Source organism: Paraburkholderia diazotrophica, assembly GCF_038900755.1.
Lineage (GTDB): Bacteria > Pseudomonadota > Gammaproteobacteria > Burkholderiales > Burkholderiaceae > Paraburkholderia > Paraburkholderia diazotrophica_A.
Genome location: NZ_JBBPEN010000003.1, coordinates 1 through 22,580, shown reverse-complemented (window position 1 = coordinate 22,580; position 22,580 = coordinate 1). Strand labels below are relative to the sequence as shown.

21 protein-coding genes and 1 rRNA gene are annotated in these 22,580 nt (G+C 65.2%); 12 read left to right on the top strand and 10 right to left on the bottom strand.

Translation table 11 applies throughout. From position 1 onward, the window contains the following. Positions 1 to 17: 17 nt before the first annotated feature. The 3 genes from AABE10_RS10070 to AABE10_RS10060 form a co-directional block, all read right to left on the bottom strand. Positions 18 to 848, bottom strand: coding sequence for an arylamine N-acetyltransferase (locus AABE10_RS10070; protein WP_342933116.1), 831 nt, complete (start codon positions 846 to 848; stop codon positions 18 to 20). A gap of 232 nt (positions 849 to 1,080) precedes the next feature. After that, the gene (locus tag AABE10_RS10065; protein WP_342933115.1) at positions 1,081 to 1,767 is read right to left on the bottom strand and encodes a hypothetical protein; all 687 of its coding nucleotides are present in this window, start codon (positions 1,765 to 1,767) and stop codon (positions 1,081 to 1,083) included. 303 nt (positions 1,768 to 2,070) lie between these two features. Continuing rightward, a complete protein-coding gene (locus AABE10_RS10060) occupies positions 2,071 to 2,967 on the bottom strand; it encodes a LysR family transcriptional regulator (RefSeq protein WP_342933114.1) in 897 nt (298 codons plus the stop codon). A gap of 121 nt (positions 2,968 to 3,088) precedes the next feature. Here AABE10_RS10060 and AABE10_RS10055 point away from each other — a divergent pair, with 121 nt between their 5' ends. After that, positions 3,089 to 4,021: a DMT family transporter gene (locus AABE10_RS10055; RefSeq protein ID WP_342933113.1), complete on the top strand. Its 933-nt coding sequence runs from the start codon at positions 3,089 to 3,091 to the stop codon at positions 4,019 to 4,021. 711 nt (positions 4,022 to 4,732) lie between these two features. Here AABE10_RS10055 and AABE10_RS10050 read toward each other — a convergent pair. Continuing rightward, positions 4,733 to 6,037 carry an MFS transporter gene (locus AABE10_RS10050; RefSeq protein ID WP_342933112.1) on the bottom strand — a complete coding sequence of 435 codons (1,305 nt, stop codon included), beginning with the start codon at positions 6,035 to 6,037 and terminating at the stop codon, positions 4,733 to 4,735. 172 nt (positions 6,038 to 6,209) lie between these two features. Here AABE10_RS10050 and AABE10_RS10045 point away from each other — a divergent pair, with 172 nt between their 5' ends. The 8 genes from AABE10_RS10045 to mdcH are packed head-to-tail and all read left to right on the top strand — an operon-like array spanning position 6,210 to position 13,361. Further along, positions 6,210 to 6,992, top strand: coding sequence for a GntR family transcriptional regulator (locus AABE10_RS10045; RefSeq protein WP_342933111.1), 783 nt, complete (start codon positions 6,210 to 6,212; stop codon positions 6,990 to 6,992). Positions 6,993 to 6,999: 7 nt separating this feature from the next. After that, positions 7,000 to 8,691, top strand: coding sequence for a malonate decarboxylase subunit alpha (gene mdcA, locus AABE10_RS10040; protein WP_342933110.1), 1,692 nt, complete (start codon positions 7,000 to 7,002; stop codon positions 8,689 to 8,691). 4 nt (positions 8,692 to 8,695) lie between these two features. Then, entirely contained in the window at positions 8,696 to 9,682 is a 987-nt protein-coding gene (locus tag AABE10_RS10035; protein ID WP_342933109.1) for a triphosphoribosyl-dephospho-CoA synthase, read from the top strand. A 5-nt stretch (positions 9,683 to 9,687) separates the two neighbouring features. Further along, a complete protein-coding gene (locus AABE10_RS10030) occupies positions 9,688 to 10,002 on the top strand; it encodes a malonate decarboxylase subunit delta (protein ID WP_090872882.1) in 315 nt (104 codons plus the stop codon). Beyond that, a complete protein-coding gene (locus tag AABE10_RS10025) occupies positions 9,999 to 10,883 on the top strand; it encodes a biotin-independent malonate decarboxylase subunit beta (RefSeq protein WP_342933108.1) in 885 nt (294 codons plus the stop codon). The genes AABE10_RS10030 and AABE10_RS10025 overlap by 4 nt, the downstream gene beginning before the upstream one ends. Beyond that, on the top strand, positions 10,883 to 11,722 hold the full coding sequence (mdcE, locus tag AABE10_RS10020) for a biotin-independent malonate decarboxylase subunit gamma (RefSeq protein ID WP_342933107.1): 840 nt from the start codon (positions 10,883 to 10,885) through the stop codon (positions 11,720 to 11,722). Before AABE10_RS10025 ends, mdcE begins: the two co-directional genes overlap by 1 nt. Next, positions 11,722 to 12,426: a malonate decarboxylase holo-ACP synthase gene (locus tag AABE10_RS10015; RefSeq protein ID WP_342933825.1), complete on the top strand. Its 705-nt coding sequence runs from the start codon at positions 11,722 to 11,724 to the stop codon at positions 12,424 to 12,426. Before mdcE ends, AABE10_RS10015 begins: the two co-directional genes overlap by 1 nt. Then, on the top strand, positions 12,426 to 13,361 hold the full coding sequence (gene mdcH, locus AABE10_RS10010; protein ID WP_342933106.1) for a malonate decarboxylase subunit epsilon: 936 nt from the start codon (positions 12,426 to 12,428) through the stop codon (positions 13,359 to 13,361). The genes AABE10_RS10015 and mdcH overlap by 1 nt, the downstream gene beginning before the upstream one ends. 65 nt (positions 13,362 to 13,426) lie before the next feature. Here mdcH and AABE10_RS10005 read toward each other — a convergent pair whose 3' ends face one another. Beyond that, positions 13,427 to 14,020 (bottom strand): alpha-ketoglutarate-dependent dioxygenase AlkB family protein, encoded by a 594-nt coding sequence (locus AABE10_RS10005; protein ID WP_342933105.1) that lies wholly within the window; start codon positions 14,018 to 14,020, stop codon positions 13,427 to 13,429. A gap of 137 nt (positions 14,021 to 14,157) precedes the next feature. Here AABE10_RS10005 and AABE10_RS10000 point away from each other — a divergent pair, with 137 nt between their 5' ends. Then, positions 14,158 to 14,742 carry a malonic semialdehyde reductase gene (locus AABE10_RS10000; protein ID WP_342933104.1) on the top strand — a complete coding sequence of 195 codons (585 nt, stop codon included), beginning with the start codon at positions 14,158 to 14,160 and terminating at the stop codon, positions 14,740 to 14,742. Between the two features lie 69 nt (positions 14,743 to 14,811). On the opposite strand, the gene AABE10_RS09995 is transcribed toward AABE10_RS10000, so the two are convergent. Continuing rightward, positions 14,812 to 15,126 carry a hypothetical protein gene (locus tag AABE10_RS09995; RefSeq protein ID WP_342933103.1) on the bottom strand — a complete coding sequence of 105 codons (315 nt, stop codon included), beginning with the start codon at positions 15,124 to 15,126 and terminating at the stop codon, positions 14,812 to 14,814. A 369-nt stretch (positions 15,127 to 15,495) separates the two neighbouring features. Between AABE10_RS09995 and AABE10_RS09990 the strand changes: the two genes are divergently transcribed. After that, a complete protein-coding gene (locus AABE10_RS09990; protein ID WP_342933102.1) occupies positions 15,496 to 16,656 on the top strand; it encodes a metallophosphoesterase in 1,161 nt (386 codons plus the stop codon). Positions 16,657 to 16,697: 41 nt separating this feature from the next. Here the strand turns inward: AABE10_RS09990 and AABE10_RS09985 are convergent, their stop codons facing one another. From AABE10_RS09985 to AABE10_RS09975, 3 genes are all read right to left on the bottom strand, one after another. Then, a complete protein-coding gene (locus tag AABE10_RS09985) occupies positions 16,698 to 18,212 on the bottom strand; it encodes an acetyl-CoA hydrolase/transferase family protein (protein ID WP_342933101.1) in 1,515 nt (504 codons plus the stop codon). A gap of 129 nt (positions 18,213 to 18,341) precedes the next feature. Continuing rightward, the gene (locus AABE10_RS09980; protein ID WP_342933100.1) at positions 18,342 to 18,563 is read right to left on the bottom strand and encodes a hypothetical protein; all 222 of its coding nucleotides are present in this window, start codon (positions 18,561 to 18,563) and stop codon (positions 18,342 to 18,344) included. A gap of 138 nt (positions 18,564 to 18,701) precedes the next feature. After that, the gene (locus AABE10_RS09975) at positions 18,702 to 20,882 is read right to left on the bottom strand and encodes an FUSC family protein (RefSeq protein WP_342933099.1); all 2,181 of its coding nucleotides are present in this window, start codon (positions 20,880 to 20,882) and stop codon (positions 18,702 to 18,704) included. Positions 20,883 to 21,079: 197 nt separating this feature from the next. Between AABE10_RS09975 and AABE10_RS09970 the strand changes: the two genes are divergently transcribed. Beyond that, complete coding sequence (locus AABE10_RS09970) at positions 21,080 to 22,078, top strand: LysR family transcriptional regulator (RefSeq protein WP_342933098.1); 999 nt, start codon at positions 21,080 to 21,082, stop codon at positions 22,076 to 22,078. 381 nt (positions 22,079 to 22,459) lie between these two features. On the opposite strand, the gene rrf is transcribed toward AABE10_RS09970, so the two are convergent. After that, a 5S ribosomal RNA gene (gene rrf / locus AABE10_RS09965) occupies positions 22,460 to 22,573 on the bottom strand. Positions 22,574 to 22,580 lie beyond the last annotated feature (7 nt).

Sequence of the window (22,580 nt, the reverse complement as noted above, 5' to 3'; positions counted from 1 at the left end):
CGGGTGTCAGCGGGATGTCAGGCGGGCTGGGCCGCCGTCGACACGCGCCTGTAGATGTCCGCGACGTCGATATCGCCGAGTTCGATCAGGAACGTGTCGCGCAGGCACGTTTCGAGTTCGTGCGCGCTCTCGATGCGGCGTTCGATCGCTTCGCCGTCTTTCGAGCGCGCGGTGAGCCGGTCGTTGAACAGTGTGAGCCGCCCTTCCGGCGTCACGCGGCAGACGACGAGACTCGTCGTGAAGAACGACGCGGGATGCGTCGACGTGTACCAGTTCGACACTTCGTAATCGATCCACTCCGCGCGCTGCAATTCGAAGCGATAGGTCTTGAGCCACGTCTCGCCCGATTGCACTTCGAGATCGAACGCACCTTGCGATGCATCGGCGAGACGGAACGGCTCATGTGTGGTCTGTTGCGCGACGCCCGTTTGCAGACGCAACGGCGCTGTCAGCGTGACGGCGCCGAAGCCGACGTCGGCGATCCACGGCTGATCGTCGACGCTTACGCGCAACACCATATGCGTGCGCGGCGTAATCGCGTCGGGCTCGCGGTTCCACAGCACGCGCGCGATCATCGGCGTCACGTCGAAGCCGAGCTGCATCAGCACATGCGCGAACAGGCCGTTCTGCTCGAAGCAATAGCCGCCACGCCGCCGTTCGATCAGCTTGTCGACGATCGCGGGCAGCCCGAGTTCGACGCGCCGGCCCGTCAGCGGGTCGAGGTTTTCGAAGGGAATCGACAGCGGATGCAGACGTTGCAGATCGCGCAACACGTCGAGCGTCGCGGCCTGCGGGCCCGTATAGCCGATGCGCCTGAAATAGCGGTCGAGATCGAGTGTGCTGGACATCGGGTTCTCCTTGTCGAGTTGGCGCGTTCGCTGTCGGCTGGTCTATCGCGTTGCCCATCGTGATCATGTTGCGTAAAGCGCACGCGCCATGTGCGACGCGTCGCGCGTCGGCGAATCGAAAGCGTACCTTCATTGCTGCATGCGATGCGTAAAGTCCTTGGACGCATACGCCCATTCCCGCCCGATCACCACGCGGCGCATCCGCTCGCAACAACTCCGCCCGTCGCAAACCTCAAAAACCCTTGAGCGCCGAAGTCGCGATGGACGGCACGCTGATCCCGTGGCTCGTCGCGTACTGCACGGCCGCGCTCAGCGTCGATGCAAGCGACTGCAACTGCCCCGGCGCCGACTGCGCGATATACGACGCCGCTTGCGCCGACTGCGGATTCATGCCCGATTGCAGCAGCGACGAGGGGCTCATCTGCCCGACGCTGCCGAGACTGGACTGCAGGCTCGAATACTGGCTCACGCCCTGCCCGAGCGACGCGAGGCCGTTGGAGAACGCCTGCTTGTCGACGGGCGCCGACGATCCCGATGACGACTGGCTCGCGAATGCCTGCGTAAGCGTCTGCGACAGCGACTGCTGCGTGCTGCCGGCCTGCGACAGCTGACTGACGGACGGCGTGCCGCCGCTCAACAGTCCGGACGCCTGCTGCGCCTGGCTCGCGGCGCTCGACAATCCCATCGCCGATGCGAGGCTCGACTGGCCGTTCAGCACCTGCTGGTTCGCGCCGACATAGTTCTGCAAAAGCTGTGAAATGCCGCCCGACGAAGCGGCCGCTCCCGCGTTGCCGCCTCCATTGCCCGACGAGTTGCCGCCGCCGATGCCGAATTGTTGCAGGTTCAGTTGCGCAAAAGCGGCGCTGCTCACGAACAGACCCGTTGCGAGTAGCGCGGCGGAAAGAATGCGTGTCTTCATGGTGGCCCTCCGGTCATGTGATCGATGCGCGCCGTTCGTCGCGCAAGCGTGTCGAGTCCGTTCCGACGGGTTGGTCCCGAAAGGTTCGTCGACGGGTTGGTCCTGACGGGTTCGTCGACGGGTTCGTCGACGGGTTCGTCGATTGTGTCGCTTCGACACGCGCAGCCCGTTCGCGTTCGCGCTTTCGTCAGACCCAAGGCCGCGTGGCAAATCGCGGGCCTGCTCCTGGAAAGCCTCACCCGATGAGAGCGGCAACATCCCTCGCACACGCATGACGTAAGCGCAGGATGCAATGACTACGCCTCACGCCCTGGCACGCGTCTCTCGCGCCTCGCGGACGGGCGCGCGCACCGACAGGTCCTGCACCATCTGCGCGGCGAGATAGTCGCAGGTCGGCCGGTCCGACTTTGCGCTGCGCGCGACGACGATGTCGAGCGGCTCGATTGTCGGCAAGCCCTGCTCGGCGCCCAGGATCGCGAGCCGCGACGGCACGCTGCAACGCGCGAGCGCGATCACCGAGAGGCCCGCATCGACCGTCGCGACGAGACCGCTCAGGCTCGCGCTGCTGTACGCGGCGCGATAGCGCAGGCGGGCGCGGTCGAGCGCGGCCAGCGTGTTCGCGCGCGCGACGCAGCCGGGCTCGTACAGGCCCACGGGCAACGGCGAGATGTTCAGCACGGACGTATCGGCGGATGCGCCCACCCACACCATCGGCTCGCTGCGCACGAATTCGCCGCGCAGCTTGCGATCGCGCGTGACGAACGCGAGATCGATCTTGTTGTCCGCGAGCATCGGCGCGAGCGCCGTACTCTGCGCGCAGACGATCTCGATCTCCACATGCGGATACAGATTCGAAAAGCGCCGCAATACCGGCGACAGCAACGACGACACGTAATCGTCCGGCGCGCCGAGCACCACGCGCCCCGTCACTTCGGGCCGCACGATCGCCGACCACGCCTCCTCGTGCAGATCGATCACGCGTCGCGCGTATTCGAGCAGCGTGTTGCCCGGACGCGTCAGCGAAAGATTGCGCGTATCGCGGGCAAAAAGCGTCGTGCCGAGCATGCGCTCCAGCCGCTTGATCTGCATGCTGACGGCCGCCTGCGAGCGATGCACGGAAACGGCCGCCTTCGTGAAGCTACCCGCCTCGACGACGGCGACGAAGGTGCGCAACAGATCGACGTCGAACTCGGGATGCATGATTCATCAATCCTGCTTATGGAATTTCTCAATTTTATTCGTTTGTCACGCGAAGGCAAACGCGCCGATACTCGAACGCATTCGACCACGCAAAGCAGATCACAGTAAGGAGCCGTTCGTCATGCCGTCCCTGTCGCCGCTATCGCTCAGCCGAAGCCAGCAAGGCGCGCTCACGCTCGCCAGCGGCGGCCTGTTGATGGGCACGATCGGCGTGTTCGTCGAGGAAGCGCGGCTTGGCGCGCTGACGCTCGTGTTCTTCCGCTGTCTGTTCGGCTTCATCTCGCTCGCCGCGTATTGCGCGTGGCAGGGCTATTTCGCGCGCCGCCATTTCACGCGGCGCACCGTGCTGCTCGCGATCGTTTCCGGCGCGCTGATGGTCACGCAATGGGTCTGGTTCTTCGATGCGATCCATCGCACGAGCATCGCCGTCGCGACCGTCGTGTTCCACGTGCAGCCGTTCTGGGTCGTGCTGATCGGCGCGGCGCTGTTCAACGAGCGGCTCGGCATCGACCGGCTCGGCTGGATCGCGACGGCGTTCGTCGGACTCGTGCTCGCGTCGGGTGTCGCGGCGACGGGCGCGCTGCAAGGGCATGCGAGTTACCTGATCGGCATCGGCGAGGCGCTCGCGGGATCGGTGCTGTACGCGAGCGTCACGCTGATCGCGAAGAGTCTCGGCGAGTTGCGCCCGCATCTGCTGACGCTCGCGCAATGCGCGGTCGGCGTCGTGTGCCTGCCGTTCATCGCGCCGCTGGGCGCAGAGCATATCGCGCCGACGCAATGGTTCTGGCTGATCGGTATGGGCGTGCTGCATACGGGGCTGTCGTATGTGCTGATCTACGGCGCGCTGCCGAAGCTCACGACGCCCGTGATCGCCGTGCTGCTGTTCGTCTATCCGCTGACGGCGATCGCCGTCGATGCGATCGTCTACGGACGCGCGCTCAGCCTGCCGCAGATGGGTGGCATGGGGTTGATCGTTCTGGCCAGTTTGGGGGTTAATCTTGGATGGCCATTGTTGTCCGTGGTGATAGTGCGCGCGCGGAGGCAAATAGAGTAGTTTCTGGTCTGCGGCGTTGTTCTGGTTTTGCAGTTTGGTTTGCCCTTATCGCTGGCATCCGCGATGCGCCTGGCGGCGCGGACGTTGCCCCTGTGCGGGGCGACACTTGCTTTTGTTTGCAACGGGCTTTTGTCGTGGTGTTCCTGCCTCTGCGTTGGCATCCGCGATGCGCCTTCACGGCGCCGGGCGTCGCACCTGTGCGGGGCGGCACTTGCTTTTGTTTGCAACGGGCTTTTGTTGGATGTTCTCGCCTCTGCGCTGGCATCCGCGATGCGCCTCGCGGCGCGGGTGTTGCCGCTGTGCGGAGCGGCACCTACTCTTCTTTGCCGCGGCAAAGAAGAGTAGGCAGAAGAAAGCCGCTCACACCGCCCGCACCTGACCTTTACCCACGGGCTCTCAACGTCCCCGCGCTTCGCGCGGCAATATGCATGGCTGATGTACGTTGCCAACGTACTGGCTAAACGCCTCACCCGCTTCATGCACCTGTGTTGCGGCCCGCGACATCGAATGTCCACGCGCCCCTTTGCGGCAAACTCTGTGTTGGCATTCGCGCCGCACAGGACACCCTCGCTACACGTTGGGGCCACAGGTGCCGCCCCGCACGGGTGCGACGCCCGGCGCCGCGAAGGCGCATCGCAAATGCCAGCGATGAGGCCAAGCAAACCAGCGCATCCGCCAAGGCCCAGAAACAGCGAAGCGAACCCGTATCGCTTACTGCGGCAACTCTTCGCCCTTCGTTTCCGGCGCAAGCGGAATGATGAACAGGCCGACGATGAAGGCAACCGCCGTTAGCGCGACGGGCACGCCGAGCGTGTGCATGTTCAGCACGACCGCGCCGAGCAGGAAGTTCACGCCCGCGCCGACGAAGCGGCCAAACGACGTGCAGAACGCAAATGCCGTCGCGCGCACGCGGGTCTCGAACTGCTCCGGCAGCCACAGGCTGAAGAGCGCGAAGTTGCCGCCGAAGAAGCCGAGTACGAAAAGCCACGCGATGAACGGCGCGAGTCCGTTCGGCAGATAGAACGCCCAGCCAAAGCTGCCGACGATCGACACGGCCATGCCCGCGAAGTAGACGGCAAGCGTCTTCTTGCGGCCGATGCGTTCGGCGAGCGGCGGCAACGCGAGGCAGCCGAGAATCGTGCCGATCGACAGCAGGCCCGTCGCCATCGACGCCATCTTCGTCGCTTCCGGCTTCGACATGCCGGCGCGCGCCGCAAGCTGGATCACGGCCGACGGCTCATACACGGCCCCCGCCCACAAGCCGATGATCGCGATGGTCAGCAGCGCGCAAGCGACCCACGTGCGCCGGCGATAGGTCCGCCCGAAAATCTCGCGCATCGGCTTCGCATGCACCACGTCGCGCGCTTCCGCCCTCTGCCATTTGTCCGACTCCTTCACGCGCGTGAGAATCATGATCGCCACGAACACGGGCACGGCACCCGTCAGGAACATCGCGCGCCAGCCAAAGTGAACGCCGACCGTGTAGTTGAGCGCGGCCGCGAGAAAGAAGCCCGCGTAATAGCCCGTCTGCAGGTAGCCCGCGCCCATCTTGCGCCGGTCCTCGGGCCACGATTCCGCGACGTAGGTGCCCGCCAGCGCCCACTCGCCGCCAATGCCGACACCGGCAATGAAGCGGAAGATGCCCAACTCCCACACGTTGTGCGCCGTCGCCGAAAGCCCGGTGAAGATCGCGAACGTGAAGATGGTGCCCGCCAGCACTTTCGTGCGGCCGAAGCGGTCCGCGAGCGGCCCCCAGATGAACGACAGGCCCCAACCCACGAGGAAAAGCGCAAACAGGATCGAACCGGCCAAGCCGACGTTCGCAGGCGTTGCCGCATAGCCCGAGCGCGGCAGCAACTCGGTGAGCGCGGGCGTCAGCACCAGCGCGTAGATGAACGAGTCCATTCCGTCCAGCGTCCAGCCGGCCCAGGCGCCCCAGAATCCGGCAATCTGCGACCGGTTGAGCGGTGTACGCTGCCGGATGGTTCCTGCCCGGTCCGATATCGATGAATTCATGCTCCTGCTCCTCCGAGTGCTACGGTTGGATTGCGTGACCGTCACGACGCAGCGGCTCCCTGCATGCGGGAAACCGCATGCGCGAGTGGAAGCGCGTCAGCGCCGTGCCTTCTGAAAAACCCGGGTTTGCCCCGCTGGAAATTTTTCATTTTTATATATAATATTTGATGTCATGAACGACGCAACCGATGGTTTTCCCCTGGAGAGCGTTCCGCGCGCTCCTCTTCTGCCGACGGCGCACACGCCGCGGGCCAGCACGCCGCGTGTGATCGCGGAAGCGCTGCGCGCGGCGATCGTCGACGGGACGCTCGCGCCCGGCGCGCCGCTGCGCCAGGATGCGATCGCGCGCCACTTCTCCGTCAGCGCGATTCCAGTGCGCGAGGCCTTGCGTCAACTGGAAAGCGAAGGCTGGGTCAAGGTGGAGATGAACAAGGGCGCGACCGTCGCGCGGCTGACACCCGACGAAGCGCGCGAGATCTACGAGATCCGCTCGGCGCTCGAAAGCCTCGCGATTGCGCTTGCGATTCCTAATCACACGGCCGCGACGCTCGCCGAGGCGGCAGCGCTATGCAACGCGGCCGAGAGCGAGCCGGACCCGGCCCTTTACGTCACGCGCAACGAAGCGTTCCACACCTGCCTGTACGCGCCCGCGAACCGCCCGCAACTCGCCGAGATGATCTCGTCGCTGCACCGGCGCGGCGAGCGCTATCTGCGGCTCAAGTTCGGCCTGCCCGAGTACAAGGGCGCGTCCGATGCCGAGCACGCGGAAATCCTCGCCGCCGTCGAGCGCAAGGACGTCGCGGCCGCGCAAGCGCTGGTGTCCGCGCACCTGCTGGGCACGGGCGAGTTTGTCCATCGTTTCTTGACGGAGCGCGCGCAAGCCGAAGCCGCCGAGGCGGCCCCACGCCGACGGCGCGGACGGCCCGCGCGCACTCCATCCACTATCGGGAGTTGAAGCGCCGATGAATCAACGAGTCGAGTCAGCCAAGCTCGAATTGGCACAGGCAACGGGAGCGCCTGCCGCGCGCTCATGGACCACCAGGCGCGACGAGAAAAGACGCAGGCTCGCCGCGATCGAGCCATGGCTCGAAGAAGGCGTGCTTCCCGCCGCGCGCATCGTCGATGCGCTCGAAACGCTGATCCGCCCCGGCGATCGCGTCGCGCTCGAAGGCGACAACCAGAAGCAGGCCGACTTCCTGTCGCGCTCGTTCGCGAAAGTCGATCCGCAGAAGGTGCACGACGTGCATCTGCTGATTTCGAGCATCAGCCGGCCCGAGCATCTGACGCTCTTCGAAAAGAACATCGCGCACAAGGTCGATTTCTCGTTCGCCGGCCCGCAAAGCCTGCGCGTCGCGCAACTGCTCGAAGACGGCCAGCTCGAAATCGGCGCGATCTATACGTACGTCGAACTGTACGCGCGCATGTTCGTCGACCTCACGCCGCACGTCGCGCTGCTGTGCGCGGAAAAGGCCGACCGTCACGGCAATCTCTACACCGGCCCGAATACGGAAGACACGCCGACCATCGCCGAGGCCGCCGCGTTCCGGCACGGCATCGTGATCGTGCAGGTCAACGAGATCGTCGATGAACTGCCGCGCGTCGATATTCCCGCGTCGTGGGTCGACGTCGTCGTGCAGGCGGACCGCCCTTTCGCCGTCGAGCCGCTCTTCACGCGCGATCCGCGCCACATCGGCGACCTGCAGGTGCTCACCGCGATGATGGTCATCAAGGGTATCTACGCGCCGTATGGGATTTCGTCGCTGAATCACGGCATCGGCTTCGATACGGCCGCGATCGAACTGCTGCTGCCCACTTATGGCGAATCGCTCGGCCTCAAGGGCAAAATCTGCCGCAACTGGACGCTCAATCCGCACCCCACCTTGATTCCCGCGATCGAGTCGGGATGGGTCGAGAGCGTGCATTGCTTCGGCAGCGAAGTCGGCATGGAGGCCTATATCGAAGCGCGCCCCGATGTGTTCTTCACGGGCAACGACGGCACGCTGCGTTCGAACCGCGTGCTGTGCCAGCTCGCGGGGCAATACGGCGTGGATCTCTTCATCGGCTCGACGTTGCAGATCGACGGCGACGCCAATTCGTCGACAGTCACGCGCGGGCGTCTCGCGGGCTTCGGCGGCGCGCCGAACATGGGACACGATCCGCGCGGCCGTCGTCATTCGAGCGAAGCGTGGCTCAAGCTGCTGAAGGATCAGGGTCCCGTGTCGCGTGGCAAAAAGCTCGTCGTGCAACTGGCCGAAACGTACAAGAAAGGCGGCGAGCCGACCTTCGTCGATGAACTCGATGCCGTCGCCGTCGGCGCGAAAAGCGGCATGCCCGTCGCGCCCGTGATGATCTACGGCGACGACGTGAGCCATGTCGTCACGGAAGAAGGCATCGCGCATCTTCACAAGGCGGAGGGGATCGACGAGCGGCGCGCGGCCGTCGCCGCCGTCGCGGGCGTAACGCCGATCGGCTTGCGTGCGAAACCGGAAAAGACAGCCGAACTGCGCCGCAGAGGCATCGTCGCGTATCCGGAAGATCTCGGCATCCGGCGCGGCGAAGCGAAGCGCTCGCTGCTCGCGGCGAGGAGTATCGACGATCTCGTTACGTGGTCGGGCGGACTCTATACGCCGCCGGCGCGCTTCCGTAGCTGGTGACGCGATGGTCTTGCTTTCCACCTTGCGTTCGGATGCGGCTGCGGTTCGACGCGCGCGCGTCGAAGACTTCGGCGGCCCGTGCGATGCGTTGTCCGACACGACGCTCGCTGAGCTTGCCGTCGCATCGCTGATCGAAGAAGCGCAACTGACGCCGAAGCCCGCGCTCGTCGATGCGCGCGGCAGCGGCGCGCATCGCGACCTCGACTTGCCGCTGATGCTGCGCTCGGCGCGCGCGCTCGAACCGACGTTCGCCGCGCTCGCTCGCGCATCGCGTGGCCGCATGCCGTCCGCGACGCTGCGCGCGGAACTGGCGCAACTCGGACGCGCAGGCGAACAGAACATGATGCGCGCGACGGACGGCAGCAATGCGCATCGCGGCGCGATATGGATCGTCGGCCTGCTGGTGGCGGGCGCGGCCATCGTGTTCGACGAAGACGCGCCGCTTGCTTCGCCGGCGCTGCCGTTGCACGCATATGTCCACGCGCATCCGAACACGAATGCGCATTCGCATGCCGCGCGCGTGTGCGAACTTGCCGCGCAGATCGCCTGCTTTCCCGATCGCTTCGCCGCTCCCGCCGACAGTCACGGCGAGCGCGCGCGTCGGCGGTATCGCGTCGGCGGCGCGCGTCAGGAAGCGCAGGACGGCTTTCCGCATGTGATCGACGTCGGCCTGCCCGCGTTGCGCGCGGCGCGCGCGAAGGGCATCCGCGAGGACGACGCGCGTCTCGACGCACTGCTCACGATCATGGCGTCGCTCGACGATACGTGCCTGCTGCATCGCGCGGGTCTCGCCGGTCTGCGCGCGGGACAACGCGGCGCGCGCGCCGTGCTCGCGGCGGGCGGCGCATCGACGGCAGCGGGACGCGCGGCGCTCGATGCGCTCGACGCCGAACTGCTGTCGCTCAACGCTTCCCCCGGCGGCGCAGCCGATCTGCTCGCCGCCACCCTCTTCATCGACAGGCTGGCCCATCGCGCGGCCAGCGGGAGCTGAAACTGATGGAACAGATGACATTCGACTATCCGGCGCAACGCGCGATCACGACACGCGCGCATGTGGGCGTCGTCGGCTCGGGGGATCTCGAAGTGCTGCTGTCGCCCGCCGATGCGATGAAGGCGTCGGTGACGGTGCGCACCAGCGTCGACGGTTACGGGCATATCTGGAAGAGCGTGCTCGACCGCTTCTTCACCCGCTATGACGGCGCCGCGCAGATCGAGATCAACGACTTCGGCGCGACGCCCGGCGTCGTCGCGCTGCGTCTCGCGGAAGCAGTCGAAGCAGCCGAAGCGAACGGCCAGGGAGCAAGCGCATGAGCACGATCACGACACCCGCCGCGCCCGCGCTGACGCTGCGCGACAGCTTCATCGAACTGCCCGCGCGCGAGCGCGCGCGTGCGCTGCTCGACGAAGGCACATTTCGCGAACTACTCGGCCCGTTCGATCGCATCGAATCGCCGTGGCTGCCGTTGCAAGGCATCGTCTGCCAGGCCGACGACGGCGCGGTGATCGCGCGCGGCACGATCGACGGCAAGCCTGCCGTGATCGCGGCAATCGAATCCGCGTTCCAGGGCGGCAGCATCGGCGAAGTATCGGGCAGCAAGATCGCCGCCGCGCTCGAACTCGCGCTGCGCGATTGCGAGCGCGGCAAGATCGTGCAGCCCGTCGTGCTGTTCGAAACGGGCGGCGTGCGCTTGCAGGAAGCGAATCTCGGGCTCGCCGTGATCGCGGAAATCCAGGCGGCGATCGTCGCGTTGCGGCGTCACGTGCCCGTCGTCGGCGTGATCGCGGGGATGGTCGGCTGCTTCGGCGGCATGTCGCTCGCGGCCGGGCTGTGCTCGTATCTGATCGCGACGAAACAGGGGCGGCTCGGCATGAACGGCCCCGAAGTGATCGAGCAGGAAGCGGGCATCGAGGAACTCGATGCGAGCGACCGGCGCCGCGTGTGGCAGATGATCGGCGGCGAACAGCGCGTGGCGACGGGACTCGCCGATGCGCTCGTCGACGACGACGCGCACGCGATCCGCGCCGCGATTCGCGATGCGTTCGCGCGCGGCGTGCCCGCTGCGCATCGCAGCGAACAGGTGTCGGCGTATCTGGAGCGGCTTGCGCGGATCGATCCCGCAAACGTATCGCCGGAAACGATGCGTGACGTGTTCAACGCAAACGCAGCGGCCGCGCCGCGCAAGGAGCAATGATGAGCGCAACGAACGACAACGAAAACCTCACGCGCGGCATGCGCTGGTTCAAGGCGCTCGCAGGCGAAACAGCCGTCGCCGCGCTCGTCTGGTCCGGCGACGGCACGCTCGGCAGCGCTCCCGGCAGCGAGACAGCGCGCTTCATCGCCGTCGTGCCCGATCCGCACAACCGCTTTCCGCGCGCAACCGACAACGTCGTCGGCCTCGAACAGGGCTGGCGGCTCGCGCAAGCAGTGCGCGACGCGATCGCACGCGATGCGTCGTCGGAACGCAAGCGCCCCATCGTCGCGATCGTCGACGTGAAGAGCCAGGCGTATGGCTATCGCGAAGAGACGCTCGGCATTCATCTCGCGTGCGCATCGGCCGTCGATGCATATTCGAGCGCGCGCGATGCGGGGCACCCCGTCGTCGCGTTGATCGTCGGACCGGCGATGTCGGGGGCGTTCCTCGCGCACGGCTATCAGGCGAACCGGATCGTTGCGCTCGATGCGCCGGGCACGATGGCGCACGCGATGGGCAAGGAAGCGGCCGCGCGCGTCACGCGACGCACCGTCGAAGAACTCGACCAGCTCGGTGAAACGATCGCGCCGATGTCGTACACGATGGCATCGTTCGCGAAGCTCGGGCTGCTCGACACGCTGATCGAAGGCATCGATGCCGATGCGCCGACCGATGCGCAGATCGAACGCGTGCGCGGCGTGCTGGCTGAATCGGTGCAAAGCGCGCGGTCCGATGAACGCGGGCTGTCGCGTCGGCTGCAATCCGATACGGCGAAAGAGACGCGCGCCGCGTCGATCGAAGTGCGGCGGCGCCTTGCCGAGCAGTGGGATGCCGCGTGATGCGTGTATGCGCCGTTGCTCCGTTTGCGCCCGACGATGCAGCCGCTTCAGCCGATCCGCGTTGGCAGGCGCATGACATTCTGCGTTTGCATCGACTCGAAGCATTCGACAACGAGCCGGCGTGGGTCCGCGATGCATTCTCGCGCGCGCCGTTCGTCGTGGTGCGACGGGCGCACGTTGCGCCGGGTTTTGTCGCGGCGGGCGTGCGCGGCGTCGCGCGTAACGAGCGGTATGGAACGTGGGCACGCTGCGACGATATCGAGTCTGTCGTGAAGCCCGAAGCGTTATTGTCGGCTTCGACGCGCTCTGCCGATCGTCGCGCATTGCCTGCGCTCGTCGTGCTGGATGCGTTGCGCCGCGACTCGTCTTCGACGCTCGACGCATTCGCATGGGGACCGACGGGAAGCGTCGGCTTCGAACTCGCGACGTTCACGCCGACGGTCACATCGACCAGTGATCTCGATCTATTGATACGGACCCCGAATCGTTTTCCATGCGACGAAGCGCAGCGGCTGCAAGCCGTGCTCGACTCGCATGCGATGCGCGCCGGCATCCGCATCGACGCGCAACTCGAAACGCCGGCGGGCGGCGTCGCGCTCGTCGAATATGCGTCCGGCAAGGCGCGCGTAATGGCCCGGCACGCGAGCGGTCCACGGCTCGTCGCCGATCCGTGGGCGCGCGTCCATGCGCAGGCGGGTCTCTGATGCTCGCGTATCTGTTTCCCGGACAGGGCGCGCAATCCGAAGGCTTTTTGCATCGTCTCGGCGATCATGCCGCGATTCGCGCGACACTCGATGAGGCGTCGCAGGCGCTCGGCGTCGATGTGTTCACGCTCGACACGCCGACGGCGCTCGAATCGACGGTCGCCGTGCAGACGGGCTTGCTGATCGCAGGCGTCGCGATGCAGCGCGCGCTCGACGCCGAAGGACTCGCGCCGGAGATCAGCGCGGGCTTGTCCGTGGGCGCGTATGCGGCGGCTGTCAACTGCGGCTCGATCGCGTTCGCCGATGCGCTGCTGATGGTCCGCAAGCGGGCCCAGCTGATGGAAACCGCCTACCCCAGCGGCTATGGGCTCGCGGCGATTGCGGGGATGACCGAGCACGAAGTCGAACGGCTCGCCGATGCGCAAGCGCGTGACTCGAATGGACGCGTGTACGTCGGCAACGTGAACGCGCCGCGCCAGATTGTCGTCGCGGGATCGGATCGTGCGCTCGATGCGTTCATCGAGCGTGCGCTCGCGGCAGGCGCGCGCAAGGCGACGCGGCTTGTCGTCAGCGTGCCGTCGCACTGCGAGTTGCTGGCCGCAGCCGCCGACGCGCTCGCCGACTACGCGCGCAGCGTGCCGTTTCGCGCGCCTTCGAGTCTCTACGTCGGCAATCGCGGCGGCCGCGCACTGAATACGGCCGACGCCATCCGCGACGATCTGGCAACCAACATGCGCTATACGGTCCGCTGGTTCGACGCGTTGACGGTGATGGTGGAAATGGGCGCGACCGTATTCGTCGAAGCGCCGCCAGGACAAGTGCTGACCGATATCGTCCGCGAGCAGTATCCGGAGGTGGCCGCCATCGCAGCGAGCACGCTGCCGTTCGACCGGCTCGCGCCGACGATTCATCGCCGTATCGAATCCGCTGGCTGAAACCGGTCTCTTATGCGCATAAATTTTTTCTATCTTTTAATGCGCGTGTAGCAATCCAACGCGGGCTATTTTCCGGGCGTGACGAAGCGGAACGTCAGATTCACGCGCTCCCCCTGCACCTTCGGCTCTTTCGGCACGCGATGCCGCCACTTGGCCTGCATCGTTCCGCGCATCACGAGCAGGCTGCCGCCCTTCAGCTGATACGACTGCACGACGCCCGTCCTGTTGTGCTGAAGATCGAACCGGCGCGCCACGCCGAGACTCACCGACGCGATCACCGGCTCCTTGCCGAGTTCGGGCTCGCGATCCGCGTGCCAACCCATACTGTCCGCGCCGCTGCGATAGCGGTTGAGCAGCACGCTGTTGAACGGCGCATCGCATGTCTGTTGCACGGCGGCCCGCAGTTCCGCGACGGCGGGCGTCCACGGCTGAGGCACGTTGCGGATGCCCGAGTATACGTAGACGGCATCCCGCTCGCCTTGCCATGCGGTCAGGCGCGGCAGCGGCACGCGGCCCGCGGGCGTGAACATCGAATCCTGCTGCCAGGCTACTTCCGCGACGATGCGCGCGAGCAACTGCGCGGCCGCGTCGGACGCGAGCCATTCGGGGAACAACATGACATCGGGGGTCGGCAAATCGTCGAACAAATCGGCGGACATCGTATTGCGATCGCGAGTCAGTGCTCGCGAAGCCTCGCTCTCAAGGGAACAGCGTTATTATCGGACGTGCCGCTGCGACGCGTCAGCCGTCCAGCTTGCGCTTTCATCCGCATTCAGAAACCGTACTGCTCATCATCATGACTCTTTCCGACGACGCACTCGATCAACTGTTCCGCACTGCCCGCACGCACAACGGCTGGCAGCCGCGGCCCGTCGATGATTCTCTGCTCAGGCAATTGGTCGAGCTCGTGCTGCTCGGCCCCACGTCGGCCAATTCAAGCCCGGCGCGCTTCGTGTTCGTGAAGACGCCCGAAGGCAAGGCGCGGCTGCGTCCCGCGTTGTCGGAAGGCAATCTCGAAAAGACGATGTCGGCGCCCGTCACCGTCATCGTCGGCATGGACATGGCGTTCTACGATCATCTGCCGAAGCTCTTTCCGCACGCCGACGCACGCAGCTGGTTCGCGGGCAACGACGCCGCGATCGCCGACACCGCGTTTCGCAACGCGACGCTGCAAGGCGGCTATCTGATCATGGCCGCGCGTGCGCTCGGCCTCGATACGGGCGCGATGTCAGGCTTCGACAAGGCGAAGGTGGATGCGGAGTTTTTCGCCGGCACGACCATCAAGTCGAACTTTCTGATCAATCTCGGCTACGGCGATCACTCGAAACTGTTTCCGCGCAGTCCGCGCCTTTCGTTCGACGAAGCGGCGCGGATCGTTTGATCGCTGGCGGTGCAAATCGACGTTTGCCGATTGCGGCGCGCTGAAACGCGTCGCGAGCGCAACGCGGCGTCAACTGGTCAGCATCGCGACATAGAACACAATCGCGCCGACCAATGCGCCGACAAAGCAGAAGCCCTCTTCGGCCTCGTCGCCTCGCGAGCGCAGCCACGCAGCGACGACGCCGAACAGCCCTGCCACGCCGATCGCGACGAACACCATCACGACATAGAACAGCGCGGTGCGGCCCAGCTCGGAAAAATCGATGCTGCGCACGCCGTAGTAGACGCCGAGCGCCATCAGCGACAGCACGACCATCGGCAGCATCACGTGGCTGCCTTCGTGGCCGATGTGATGCTCGCGATGCGTGATCTTTGTCGTTTTCATGTTTGCCCCCCACCTCGATCCGATATGGCGATCAAGCGCGCGGCTGCCGCCGGCAGGGCATCTATCGCGTTCGTTAAGCAGGAAAGGGTACGCGGTGGCCGCCGATGGCAGTGCGCCTGATTCCAGAATAGTCCGTTCGCGCGGGCAATTCAATGCCCATTTAATAGGCATGACGAAGAACTTGTCGCGTCCATCATGCTGCATTGCAGCGCGTAGGAATCGCCTGCGATCCGGCACGGCGGCGAGCCTTCGGCAAGCGCGCAAAACTGCTTGTAGAATGACTGGCCGCCTTCCGTCTGCCTCTCTCTGGCTGTCGGCGTGCTTCCTGTGACTCGTGTCCCGCGCTGCGCCAGCGCGCTGCTCCCACCTATGCGCCGCCTATCGTTGCTTGTCCGGATCATCGCCATCGGCATTCTGCTGCATGTGTACGTCGGCATTCGGATCATTCCCGAACTGCCCGTCGATAACGCCGTGAAGTGGCTGTGCGCGCTGTGGCTCGTGCTGTCCGTGCTACTGATTCCGCTCGGCATGATCGCGCGCACGATCGAACGGCAACCGCTCGGCGACCGGCTTGCGTGGGCGGGCCTGCTCCCGCTCGGCTTCTTTTCGTCGCTGCTTGTGCTGACGTTCGCGCGCGAGCTGATGCTGCTCGTCGTGCTGATCGTCGGTGCGCTCGCGCCGCAAGCGATTCACGTCGCGCAGTGGGAGATCGATAGCGCGACTGCGGTGCCGCTGCTCGCGCTGCTGTCGACGGCCATCGGCTTCGTCAATGCGCGGCGCCGCGCGCGCGTGGTATCGATCGACGTGCCGATCGACGATCTGCCGCGCGCGCTCGATGGCTTCACGATCGTGCAGATCAGCGATATTCACGTCGGTCCGACCATCAAGCGCGGTTATGTCGATGCGATCGTCGATGCGGTGAATCACCTGAAGCCTGACCTGATCGCGGTGACGGGCGACGTCGTCGATGGCAGCGTCGAGCGGTTGTCCGAGCACACGCGTCCGTTGTCGCGGCTGAGCGCGCGTCATGGCGCTTATCTGGTGACGGGGAATCACGAATATTATTCGGGCGCCGATGCGTGGATCGCCGAGTTTCAGCGTCTGGGCCTGCGTGTGCTGCTCAACGAGCACGTCGTCGTCGAGCACGACGGCGCGCAGGCAGTGATCGCGGGCGTCACCGACTATACGGCGGGCCACTTCGATCCGACGCATCGGAGCGACCCGGCCGCGGCGCTCGAAGGCGCGCCCGGCGACGTGCTGATCCGGGTGCTGCTCGCGCATCAGCCGCGCACGGCGGAAGCCGCTGCCAATGCGGGCTTCACGCTGCAACTGTCCGGCCACACGCACGGCGGCCAGTTCTTTCCGTGGAATTTCGCTGTGCGGCTGCAACAGCCGTTTGTCGCGGGGCTTTCGCGGCTCGGTAACCTGTGGGTCTATACGAGCCGCGGCACCGGATATTGGGGACCGCCCAAGCGTCTGGGCGCGCCGTCGGAAATCACGCGTTTGCGTCTGGTCGGCAGCGGCGCCTGATTCTTCAGCTCTTCAAGCGAGACGCGTCAATTTCAAATGCATCACGCCGTGAGCTTTTGCTCTGGCAGCATCGATCCCGTTTCCTGAAACCGCGCGTGCCATGCGAACGCTTCGCGCAACATGTGCGGGGTCTGTCCGCCGAAACGCAGCGCGTCGCGATAGTAGTCGCGCAGCAGATCGCGATAGAGGGGATGCACGCACTTGTCGATGATCAGCGACGCGCGCTCGCGCGGCGCGAGTCCGCGCAGATCGGCGAGGCCGATTTCCGTCACGACGATATCGACGTCGTGCTCGTTGTGATCGACGTGAGGAACCATCGGCACGACGCTCGAAATCGCGCCGTCCTTCGCAATCGACTTCGTCGCGAAGATCGCGCACGACGCGTTGCGCGCGAAGTCGCCCGAGCCGCCGATGCCGTTCATCATGTGCGTGCCGCCGACATGCGTCGAATTCACGTTGCCGTAGATGTCGAACTCGAGCGCCGTATTCAGCGCGATCAGGCCAAGCCGGCGAATCACTTCCGGATGGTTGCTGACTTCCTGCGGACGCAGCACGAGGCGGTCGCGATAGCGCGCGAGATCGCCGAACACCTGCGCCTGGCGCTTCTCGGACAGCGTGATCGACGCGCCCGATGCGAACGTGACCTTGCCTGCGTCCATCAGATCGAAGGTCGAGTCCTGCAGGACCTCCGAGTAGATCGTGAACGGCTCGAACGGCGACTCGACGAAGCCGGCCAGCACCGCATTCGCGATCGTGCCGATGCCGGCCTGCAACGGCGGCAGCGGAGAGGGCATGCGTCCAGTCGACACTTCGTGCTGGAGAAATTCGATCAGATGACCCGCGATACGCGCAGTGTCTTCGTCGGCGGGCAGCACGGTCGACGGACTGTCGGGCTTGTCGGTGATGACGATCGCGGCGATCTTCCCGGGCGGAATTTCGATCGCGGTCGTGCCGACGCGGTCGCTCGGACGCACGATGGGCAGCGGCTCGCGATGCGGACGGCGGCCCGGAATCCAGATGTCGTGCAAGCCCTCGAATGCGAGCGGCTGCGCAAGATTGATTTCGACGATGACCTTGTCCGCGAGAATCGCGAAGCTCGCCGAGTTGCCGACGGAAGTAGTCGGCACGATGCCGCCCGTTTCCGTGATCGCGGCGGCTTCGATGATCGCGACGTCCAGCTTGCCGAGCTGGCCGGCACGCAGCATTTCGACGGTCTCGGACAGATGCTGGTCGACGAACATCACGTCGCCGCGATTGATCGCGCGGCGCAACGTGTTGTCGACCTGAAACGGCAAACGGCGTGCGAGCACGCCGGCATCCGTCAGCAGGCTGTCGACGCCATGACCGAGCGAGGCGCCCGTCATCAGCGTGATGCGCAGCGGCTTGCCTTCGTTACGCGCGCGTTCGGCGAGCGCGACGGGCACGGCCTTCGCGTCGCCCGCGCGCGTAAAGCCGCTCGCGCCGACGCGCATACCATCGTGAATCAGCAGCGCTGCCTGCGCCGCCGACGTGATCTTGCCGCGCAACGCGGCACAACGAATCCGGTCTTCGTACATGAATGAAAGTCTCTCCGATGTCACACTCGCGGCAGCCGAAGTGCACGTCTTGTTGTAGGTGTGCGTCGTCCGGTTGCCGCCCGATGCCAGTTGATGCTGTGTTGCAGGTGCTGCGCTGTGCCGCTCGCGTTAGCTGCCGAAGTACATCACGCAGTAGCTCACGGGACCGACGCACTCATTGGCCTTCTTTGCCGGTGCCGTGGCGGGACGCTGCGCTTCGGGCTGCGCGACGCGTGCTGCGCTCGCCTGGGGAACCTGTTGCGCGCTTTCGTCCGCCGGCGCCATCTGCGCATGCGCAAGGGCAGCAGCAGACAACGAACAGGCAATCAGGACCAACTTCAGCGCTTTCATTTCAATCTCTCCATTTGATTCAGTGACTGCGGGAGCAGTGGTTCCACTATAGGGCCGGGGTCAGCGCGGATTAAGAGGGCCAAACGGAAGGCATTCTTCCAGGTTGCGGCAAGATCGCGGCGCGCCGGGTCGAACGGGCTAGCGCGCATCGAATGGCGCGTCCTTGTCGAGCAGCGTCGTGCGGATAAAGTGCAGGCAACTGAGAATGCGCTGCTGGTCGTGGCGCTTCTCACGATCCGCATGGACGACATCGAGCACCTGCTGCACGACGCGCATCGCCGCGCGCACGGCGATCTGCGCGCGCTGCGCATTCGCGTTGTCGGGCCGCTCGAAAAGCCGAGCGAGATCGCGCGTGACGCGATCGAGCGAGGGCTTCCAACGCGTGTGCAGTTGCGTTGCATAGGCCGCGCGCTCGGCATCGCCGCGCAGATCGATGACGGCGTGACCGACTTCGAGCGTCACCAGCATCCATCTGAGCGCGTAGCGGTGGCGTCGCGAGCGCCTGGGCAACAGCATGCGCAGCTGGTGCATCAGATCGTGCGTGCTCGACTGGAAGCGCTGCGCGAGACCCGCGAGCGGCGCCGCGCAGGCAAGCGTGATCTGGCTGCGCAGATCGCCTTCGATGCGCGCGATCAGCCACGGCATCTGCACGGGGAAAACGATCGCAGCACCGACTGCCGTCACGAGCATCGATACGACGATCGCGATGCCGTTGTTGATCAGCAGATCGGGCGCGTACGCGACGACGTTGTCCGGCGCGGCGAGCAGGCAGAAGAACACCGTAAAGCCAACGCCGTAGCCCGAAGTCTTCGCCCGCGACGCAAGGAAAGTCCCTGCCGCAAGCACGGGCGCGAGCATCGCGCACAGCAGCGGGAAGCCGTCGATGGCGGGATACACGTAGCACGTGACGAGATAGCCGGCGATCGTCGCGCACGTCGCGCCGACCGACATCTGCACCGCGAGCTTGACGGGGTTCGGCGCGGACGATGTCAACGCGCAAGTGAGCGCCGCGCCGATCACGGCCATGCCGCCGCTCGGCCAGTCCGTCGCGATCCAGAACCAGCTGACAGCGCCGACAACAACCGCCGTGCGCGCGAACGTGCACGCGACGACGAACCCGTTGGTCCGGCTCGCGTAACGCACGGCCGGCCGCTCGCGCGCGGGGTTGTGATTGGTCTCGAGCGACGCGTAGGTATCGATGTATCGAATAAATTCGCCGACGAAGCGATACAGCAACTCTCCCGCTGTATCGAAGTCCGGCAAACATGACGGCTCGCTAGATTCCAGCGGACGTCGCGTCGCGCGCATTCTTGCCGGCAGCGTCGCCTGGAAGCTTTTGAGTCTGATGGCGATGCGGGCTGCATCGGACGAATCGAAGCGTCGTTCCGTGTGTGCGCCGAGCAATTGCGACAGCTCGCGAAAATGCGGCGCGGTCGATTGCACGACGAGAATCGACTGGTTGTCGCGCAGACGCTTCCTCAACTGATGCAATGCATGCAGGCGCGCGCAAACGTCCATGAACTCGTGGTTCAGCCTTGCAAGCACCTGACTGCGCGAGCGCATGCCGGGGTCCTCGAAGGCAGCGAACGCGCGGGTCGCTTCGAAGCCCACCACTTCGTCGACGAGATCCGCGAAATAGCGCTCCGACGTGCCCCGCTCGACCGCCCCATCCAGCACTTTCACCGCGAAGGCAGTAAAATCGAGATGCCTCAGTTGCAGCGCGTTTTGCAGCGCCAGGCTCGACCGGCGCGGCACGATCAGCGCGCTCACTGCGGCCGAGCAGATGATGCCGATCGCCACTTCCGCGGCGCGCGTCAACGCGGCGAGGAACAGGCCGTTCGGCTGCATGACGGTCGGAATGCCGATCAGCGCGGCGGTATAACCTGCCAGCACGAAGCCGTACCAGCGAAAATGCCGATATCGGACCGCCGCCGCCACGCAGGCGCCCACCCAGGCCGTGATGCCGAACATGTAAAGCTCGGGCTGTTGCGCGAACAGCGCGCCGAGCAGCAGCGCGGCCAGCATCCCGACGAACGTCCCGACGATCCGATAGAAGCTCTTCGCGAGCACCATCCCGCTGAACGGCTGCATCAGGACGAACACGGTCGTCATCGCTGTGCGCGGCTGCTGCAATTCGAGCAGCATCGCGATACCCAGCGCGAGCAGCGCCGCCGTCACTGTTTTGAACAGATGAAGCCAGGCGAGACCGTCGGTGGTCGCCCACTCTTTGCTCGCATCGGCGATCGTCCGCAACACGCCGGCTCGCCATCCGAGAGCCGGACCGGACGACACTTGCTTCATCGCATGCTGGGGTTTCATTCGTTGAGACTGCGCCTGGCTGTTGTCGGAGGAGCACGGCACCGGACATGCCCACTCTCGCCCTGAAGGCGCCGATTGTAGGAGCCTGCGTTGTGCGAATTAATGCGAGGCGTCGGGAACATCCCTTGCAGAACACTCAACAATGCCGGCATGCAATAGGCGGAAAATAACGGCTTGATGTCAGTCAAGAAGAATTGATGGATACGTTACAAAACATGCGGGTGTTCGTGCGCGTCGTTGAGGCGGGGAGTTTCACGGCAGCGGCGCAATCGCTGAATACGACGACGGGCGCAATGTCCCGCGCGGTTTCAGAACTCGAGGCGCATCTTCGGACGCGTCTGCTCAACAGATCGACGCGACGCCTCGCGTTGACGACCGCTGGTGAGAGATATCTGAAACGATGTCAGCAGATTCTTGCCGATGTCGATAATGCTGAAGAAGAAGCAAGTGGCGCACATGAGCGGCCGTCGGGCGTGCTGCGGATGCATAGCTTTGCGAGCATCGGCCAGCACTATGTGCTGCCTGCGATCTCGCGATATCGCGCGCTCAATCCCGAAGTTGCCGTCGAACTCACGCTTTCGCAGCAGATGCCGGATCTGTTCGAAGGCAGCGCCGATGTCGCTGTCGTGGGGGCGTCGACGTTACCCAATTCCGATCTCGTATCGCTTCTGCTTGGGACGACGTTCAGCATCTTGTGTGCGTCACCCGCTTATATTCACGCGCACGCGGCGCCGAAAACGCCCGCGGATCTGCTGCATCACGACTGTCTGCTGCTCAAAACGCCGGCCTTTCCGACCAGCGAGTGGACACTCGATGGCCCGAAGGGCAGCGAAGTGCTGGAAGTGAGCGGGCCCGTGCAAGTGAATATCGCCGAATCGCTGATCGTGGCAATTCGCGAAGGCATGGGAATCGGGATGGTGCCGCTGTACGCGGCCATCGACGGTCTGCGGACGGGATCGCTCGTCCGCGTGCTGCCGGAATATACGCTGCAGAAGATGAATGTTTATGCGCTGTATCCGTCGCGCAAGTTCATCGACGCGAAGACGAGGACGTGGGTGGAGTTTCTGCGGACGCATCTGCCGCAGGTGATTGCTCGCGACGTTGCGTTGCTCGGTGAGATTGGCAGCCAGGGTGTGAGCGGCGATGCGCTGCGGGCGGGTGACGTCGGCGTGGCCGCGCCGCAGATGAAGCACTGAGGGAAGGTGCCGGTTATCGCTGCTGTGGTTGCGCGCTGGATGCCCAGTCCGGTCCGCGTATCCGGCGGAAGCCTCTGAGCGGGTGCCTGCCGCGCCGGACATTTTTGCGCGGATGCGCGGCATGAACGGATGGCGGAGGCGACCGCGCGGAGAAATGAATGCTGGCGCACGCTGCGCCAACGTGTGACGGTGGCGATACAGGCTATCTGTCGGGAGGGAAGGTTTAGCAGGGCGCAGACGCCAGGCCATGACGGCGACGACACGTTTTGCGCAGGTATTGCGCTGGCGGACAGCGCCGCCCGGAGGAAGGTCAAAAAGCGCGGCGCCGTAAACGGCCACGGCCCCGCCTTGTGATGGGCGGGGCCGGGACGTGTATAAGGAGCCTGACGATTACCTACTTTCACACGGGCAATCCGCACTATCATCGGCGTGGAGTCGTTTCACGGTCCTGTTCGGGATGGGAAGGGGTGGGACCGACTCGCTATGGTCATCAGGCATGACG

Bases quoted from the DNA above. Each gene is read 5' to 3' on its own strand.
- AABE10_RS10070 (WP_342933116.1), bottom strand. From the start codon at position 848: ATGTCCAGCACACTCGATCTCGACCGCTATTTCAGGCGCATCGGCTAT.
- AABE10_RS10065 (WP_342933115.1), bottom strand. From the start codon at position 1,767: ATGAAGACACGCATTCTTTCCGCCGCGCTACTCGCAACGGGTCTGTTC.
- AABE10_RS10060 (WP_342933114.1), bottom strand. From the start codon at position 2,967: ATGCATCCCGAGTTCGACGTCGATCTGTTGCGCACCTTCGTCGCCGTC.
- AABE10_RS10055 (WP_342933113.1), top strand. From the start codon at position 3,089: ATGCCGTCCCTGTCGCCGCTATCGCTCAGCCGAAGCCAGCAAGGCGCG.
- AABE10_RS10050 (WP_342933112.1), bottom strand. From the start codon at position 6,037: ATGAATTCATCGATATCGGACCGGGCAGGAACCATCCGGCAGCGTACA.
- AABE10_RS10045 (WP_342933111.1), top strand. From the start codon at position 6,210: ATGAACGACGCAACCGATGGTTTTCCCCTGGAGAGCGTTCCGCGCGCT.
- mdcA (WP_342933110.1), top strand. From the start codon at position 7,000: ATGAATCAACGAGTCGAGTCAGCCAAGCTCGAATTGGCACAGGCAACG.
- AABE10_RS10035 (WP_342933109.1), top strand. From the start codon at position 8,696: ATGGTCTTGCTTTCCACCTTGCGTTCGGATGCGGCTGCGGTTCGACGC.
- AABE10_RS10030 (WP_090872882.1), top strand. From the start codon at position 9,688: ATGGAACAGATGACATTCGACTATCCGGCGCAACGCGCGATCACGACA.
- AABE10_RS10025 (WP_342933108.1), top strand. From the start codon at position 9,999: ATGAGCACGATCACGACACCCGCCGCGCCCGCGCTGACGCTGCGCGAC.
- mdcE (WP_342933107.1), top strand. From the start codon at position 10,883: ATGAGCGCAACGAACGACAACGAAAACCTCACGCGCGGCATGCGCTGG.
- AABE10_RS10015 (WP_342933825.1), top strand. From the start codon at position 11,722: ATGCGTGTATGCGCCGTTGCTCCGTTTGCGCCCGACGATGCAGCCGCT.
- mdcH (WP_342933106.1), top strand. From the start codon at position 12,426: ATGCTCGCGTATCTGTTTCCCGGACAGGGCGCGCAATCCGAAGGCTTT.
- AABE10_RS10005 (WP_342933105.1), bottom strand. From the start codon at position 14,020: ATGTCCGCCGATTTGTTCGACGATTTGCCGACCCCCGATGTCATGTTG.
- AABE10_RS10000 (WP_342933104.1), top strand. From the start codon at position 14,158: ATGACTCTTTCCGACGACGCACTCGATCAACTGTTCCGCACTGCCCGC.
- AABE10_RS09995 (WP_342933103.1), bottom strand. From the start codon at position 15,126: ATGAAAACGACAAAGATCACGCATCGCGAGCATCACATCGGCCACGAA.
- AABE10_RS09990 (WP_342933102.1), top strand. From the start codon at position 15,496: ATGCGCCGCCTATCGTTGCTTGTCCGGATCATCGCCATCGGCATTCTG.
- AABE10_RS09985 (WP_342933101.1), bottom strand. From the start codon at position 18,212: ATGTACGAAGACCGGATTCGTTGTGCCGCGTTGCGCGGCAAGATCACG.
- AABE10_RS09980 (WP_342933100.1), bottom strand. From the start codon at position 18,563: ATGAAAGCGCTGAAGTTGGTCCTGATTGCCTGTTCGTTGTCTGCTGCT.
- AABE10_RS09975 (WP_342933099.1), bottom strand. From the start codon at position 20,882: ATGAAACCCCAGCATGCGATGAAGCAAGTGTCGTCCGGTCCGGCTCTC.
- AABE10_RS09970 (WP_342933098.1), top strand. From the start codon at position 21,080: ATGGATACGTTACAAAACATGCGGGTGTTCGTGCGCGTCGTTGAGGCG.